This window comes from Roseiarcus sp. (genome assembly GCF_052145395.1).
In the GTDB taxonomy this organism is placed as follows: Bacteria; Pseudomonadota; Alphaproteobacteria; order Rhizobiales; family Beijerinckiaceae; genus Roseiarcus.
On sequence record NZ_JBKQOT010000515.1, the window covers coordinates 1 to 3,857 of the forward strand.

Consider the following 3,857-nt stretch of genomic DNA (forward strand, 5'->3'; position numbering starts at 1 on the left):
CCTTCTTCTTGGCCGCGCTGTCGCCCTCGATCACGCCCATGACGTCGGACTCCTTCATGATCAGGAGGTCCTGACCGTCGATCTTGACTTCCGAGCCCGACCATTTGCCGAACAGAACCCGGTCGCCGGCCTTCAGTTCGAGCGGCTGAACCTTGCCGCTCTCGTCGCGGGCGCCGGGCCCCACAGCGACGACCTCGCCCTCTTGCGGTTTCTCCTTGACAGTGTCGGGAATGATGATGCCGCCCTTCGTCTTGTCCTCGCCTTCCATGCGGCGGATCACGACGCGGTCGTGCAATGGTCGGAATTTCATGGGATTCGCTTTCAGTCGACTGGCGTAGCCGGCTCGTGGGCAACAACCCTAGCTCTCGGCGGCAGTCCAACGCAGGCCTCACATGGCCATTGTTGGCACTCATTACAAGTGGGTGCTAGCAGATGGCCGACGCCATGGCGATTTGCGTTTGTGTGGCGGTACGGACTCGGCGAAACGTTCGCCGCCGCGGACGACGCGGCGGCCAACTACGGTGACTTGGCCCAGCAAATCCTTGCCTTTGAGGTAGGCGAGCACCCCGACAGCGCGGCGGCGTGATCGTTCGCCTCCATCGCGACGACGCTCTTGGTCCCATCTGCCTTCACCACGAGTTGGGCGTCGGGAACGCCGAGCCGCTCCGCGACACCGGCGACGATCGGCGTTTCGCCCGAGACCGGCAGGATCGTGAATTTCAGCGACGACGAACCACAATTCGCCACGAGGACGAGGCCGTCGGACCAGACTGAGTCGATGGCGGAACGCGACGGATGCGCCATGAGCGAGAGCGTTCGGTCAGTGCGAATTGCCAACTCCGGAATATGTTCCGGCCCAGAACCTGATCCTCCAGTGGCGTAGAAACCGATTGCGTCGGCAAGGTCGGGGTCTGAGACAATGCGGCGGGCGATACCGTCGCGGAACCGCTCGCAGAAGCGTCGTTGGCGGACGCGCGATATGTGCGTTCGCCGTTCATGAGCCCCTCCAAGGGCACAACTTGCGAAGCGATCGCCCCGTCGCTCAACCGATCGATCAGTAGATCTGCGTGCTCATCGTGATTTCGCGCCAGATCTCGCTGACGGTCCGCGTCGTCTCCAGACGTCGGTCGGTGTAGCGGGTGTGCAAGAGCTTGTGGGCCTTCTCGGAATTGGGATGTCCGAGGAAGTCCCTGTACAGCGCCTGCACCTGCGGATTGTTGTGCGATTGCCGCGCCTTGGCTTTGCGGTCGATGCCAAACAGCGTCTCGCGCCGCTTCTCGGCATAAGACAGGTAGTGCTTTTTCGAGCGCAGCGTGCCGCCGCCATCGACGCAGCCGCCCGGACAGGCCATGATCTCGATAAAGTCGAAATCCGCCGTGCCGGCCAGCACCGCCTCGACGATCTGTCGGGTTGGCTTGAGGCCGTGGGCCATCGCCACCTTCACAACGCCGATGTCGCCGCCAAGCTCCACCGTGGCCGCACGGACGCCTTCGAAACCGCGTAATTGCGTCAGTTCGATCTGCTCCAGCTCGCGCCCGTTGACGACGTAATAGACCGTGCGTAGCGCTGCTTCCATGACGCCGCCGGTGGTGCCGAAGATCGCGCCCGCGCCGGAGAACTCGCTCATATAAGGGTTATCGAACTCGGCTGGCTCGAGCGACTTGAAGTCGACGTCTTCGCGCCTGAGCAGGCGGGCGAATTCGCGCGTCGTCAGCACGACGTCGACCTCGGGAATGCCGCCGTGAATCAGTTGCGGCCGTACGATTTCGTCCTTCTTGGCCGTGCACGGCATGATCGACACGACGCGGATGCGCCCGGGGTCTGACCCCATGCGTCCGGGTAGATAGGCCTTGGCGATGGCGCCAAGGCACTGCTGCGGCGACTTGGTGCTCGACAGGAGCGGCAGGACCTCCGGATAGTGTCGTTCGGCGAAGTTGATCCAGCCCGAGCAACAGGAGGTGAAAGTTGGCCGAAGGCCCTTGCCGAGCCGGCCGAGCAGCTCCGTGCCCTCTTCCATGATCACCACATCGGCGGCAAAATTCGTGTCCAGCACGACATCGAAGCCGAGCTTGCGGCAAGCGGCGATGATCTGACCCTGGACGTTGGCGCCGGGCGGCAGACCGAATTCCTCGCCGAAGCCGACGCGGATGGCGGGAGCGAACTCCACCACCGTGATGATCTCGGGATCGTAGAGGTAATCGATCACCTTGTCGGTCTCGTCGCGCTCGCCGAGCGCGCCCGTCGGGCAGACGAGGACGCATTGCCCGCAGGTCACGCAGCTCGACACTTTCTGCGACATCCCGTCCTTCAGGCCGACGAAGGTGCCGTGCTTGGTTTCATTGATCACCAAGGCATCGACGCCCTGTCCGTGGCGGCACATGGCGACGCAGCGCTGGCAGCGGATGCACTTGGTCATGTCGCGAATTATCGCCGGCGACGACGTGTCGACGGGCCGTTCGGCGACGAGCGCCGGGTCGGCGAAACGGCTTTGGCGCAAGCCGACAAACTGCGCGACGTCCTGCAGTTCGCAATTGCCGTGACGGACGCAGGTGGCGCATTCGTGGGCGTGGTCGGCCATCAGCAATTCGACCTGCAGCCGCTGCATTTCGCGCACCTTTGCCGTACGCGTCTGCACTACCATTCCCTCCTGCATCGGCGTGTTGCAGGAGGTGAGGATCATCGAGCGGTCCTGGCCGGGCATCTTGGCTTCGACGAGACAGACGCGGCAGGTGCCGGGCGCGTGGTCGATGTCGTCGAGCTCGCACAGCGTCGGAATGTAGAGGTCGTGTCTGCGCGCGCATTGCAGGACGGTCTCCTGCGGCTTGAACGTCACCGGCTTGCCGTTGATTTTGGCGCCGAGCTTCGCAGCGGGCTCGAGGGCGGGGGCAATCTCATCCATGGCTCAGGCGATCCCTTGCGGAATGGGCTGCTCGGTGATCACCGAGTAGATGCGGTAGCAGCGCAGGCAGCGGCTGGCTTCGTGATAGGCGTCCTCGGAGGAGATGGTCTTTTCGACCTCCTCGAACATCTGCTTGCGGATTTCAGGGCTCAGCTCCGGATGGTGCACGCGATGCATACTGCGCACCGGATATTCGATGCTGTCGGAGGCAAGCATCTTGTGGGTGTTCAGGATCTGCCGCATGCGCGTGCGGGGCACGAAACGCACATGTCCGCACTGCAGATAGTCGTCGATGGCGCGAGCGGCCTGGAGGCCGGCAGCCATCGCGTGGATCAGCGTCGCCGCGCCGCTGGCGCAGTCGCCGCCGGCGAACACGCCCTCGCGCGTCGTGGCGAGCGTCGTCTCATTGACCTCCACGCAGCCCCACCTGTTCATCTTCACACCGTCGTCAGGCGTCAACGCGCCTTTGCGCACCTCCTGGCCGATCGCCGCGATCACCATCGTGCAGGGCAGCGTCCATTCGGTTTCGGGAATCGGCTTCACGCCTTTGCGGCCGCGCTCGTCGGGTTCGGTTTGTTGCATCTTCAACAACTCGACCCCGGACACCCGCCCGTCGGCGGAGACAATGCGCGAGGGATTCGACAGGAAGTGGAAGACGACGCCTTCCTTCTCCGCCGCCTCGACCTCCTCCGCGTCCGCCGGCATGTCCTTGCGCGTGCGGCGATAGATGAGATGCACGGTTTTCGCGCCCATGCGCAAGGCCGAGCGCGCGCAATCCATCGCGACATTGCCGCCGCCGACCACGACCACGTCGCCCGACAGTTTGGTTTCCTTCTTGCCGGCGACGTGATCGTGCACCTTCAAGAGAAACGCGATGCCGGATTCGTAGCCGGGCATGGTCGGATCTTCGTCGGGCACGCCCAGCAGCGTCCCCTGCTGGCAGCCCAGCGCCAGGAAC

The 3,857-nt window shown here is 64.0% G+C and carries 4 protein-coding genes; all 4 read right to left on the reverse strand.

The features are described 5' to 3' along the window. The coding region (locus ACLP25_RS17815; RefSeq protein ID WP_442470511.1) for a co-chaperone GroES at positions 1–310 on the reverse strand (310 nt) is incomplete at its 3' end. Between the two features lie 206 nt (positions 311–516). Next, the gene (locus ACLP25_RS17820) at positions 517–804 is read right to left on the reverse strand and encodes a hypothetical protein (RefSeq protein ID WP_442470512.1); all 288 of its coding nucleotides are present in this window, start codon (positions 802–804) and stop codon (positions 517–519) included. A 250-nt stretch (positions 805–1,054) separates the two neighbouring features. Further along, positions 1,055–2,899: a [FeFe] hydrogenase, group A gene (locus ACLP25_RS17825; protein WP_442470513.1), complete on the reverse strand. Its 1,845-nt coding sequence runs from the start codon at positions 2,897–2,899 to the stop codon at positions 1,055–1,057. A 3-nt stretch (positions 2,900–2,902) separates the two neighbouring features. Beyond that, positions 2,903–3,857: FAD-dependent oxidoreductase (locus ACLP25_RS17830; RefSeq protein WP_442470514.1), on the reverse strand; the 955-nt coding region annotated here is incomplete at its 5' end.

What these genes read in the sequence shown, in the direction of transcription:
- ACLP25_RS17820 (WP_442470512.1), bottom strand. Translation starts at nt 804, where the DNA reads ATGGCGCATCCGTCGCGTTCCGCCATCGACTCAGTCTGGTCCGACGGC.
- ACLP25_RS17825 (WP_442470513.1), bottom strand. Translation starts at nt 2,899, where the DNA reads ATGGATGAGATTGCCCCCGCCCTCGAGCCCGCTGCGAAGCTCGGCGCC.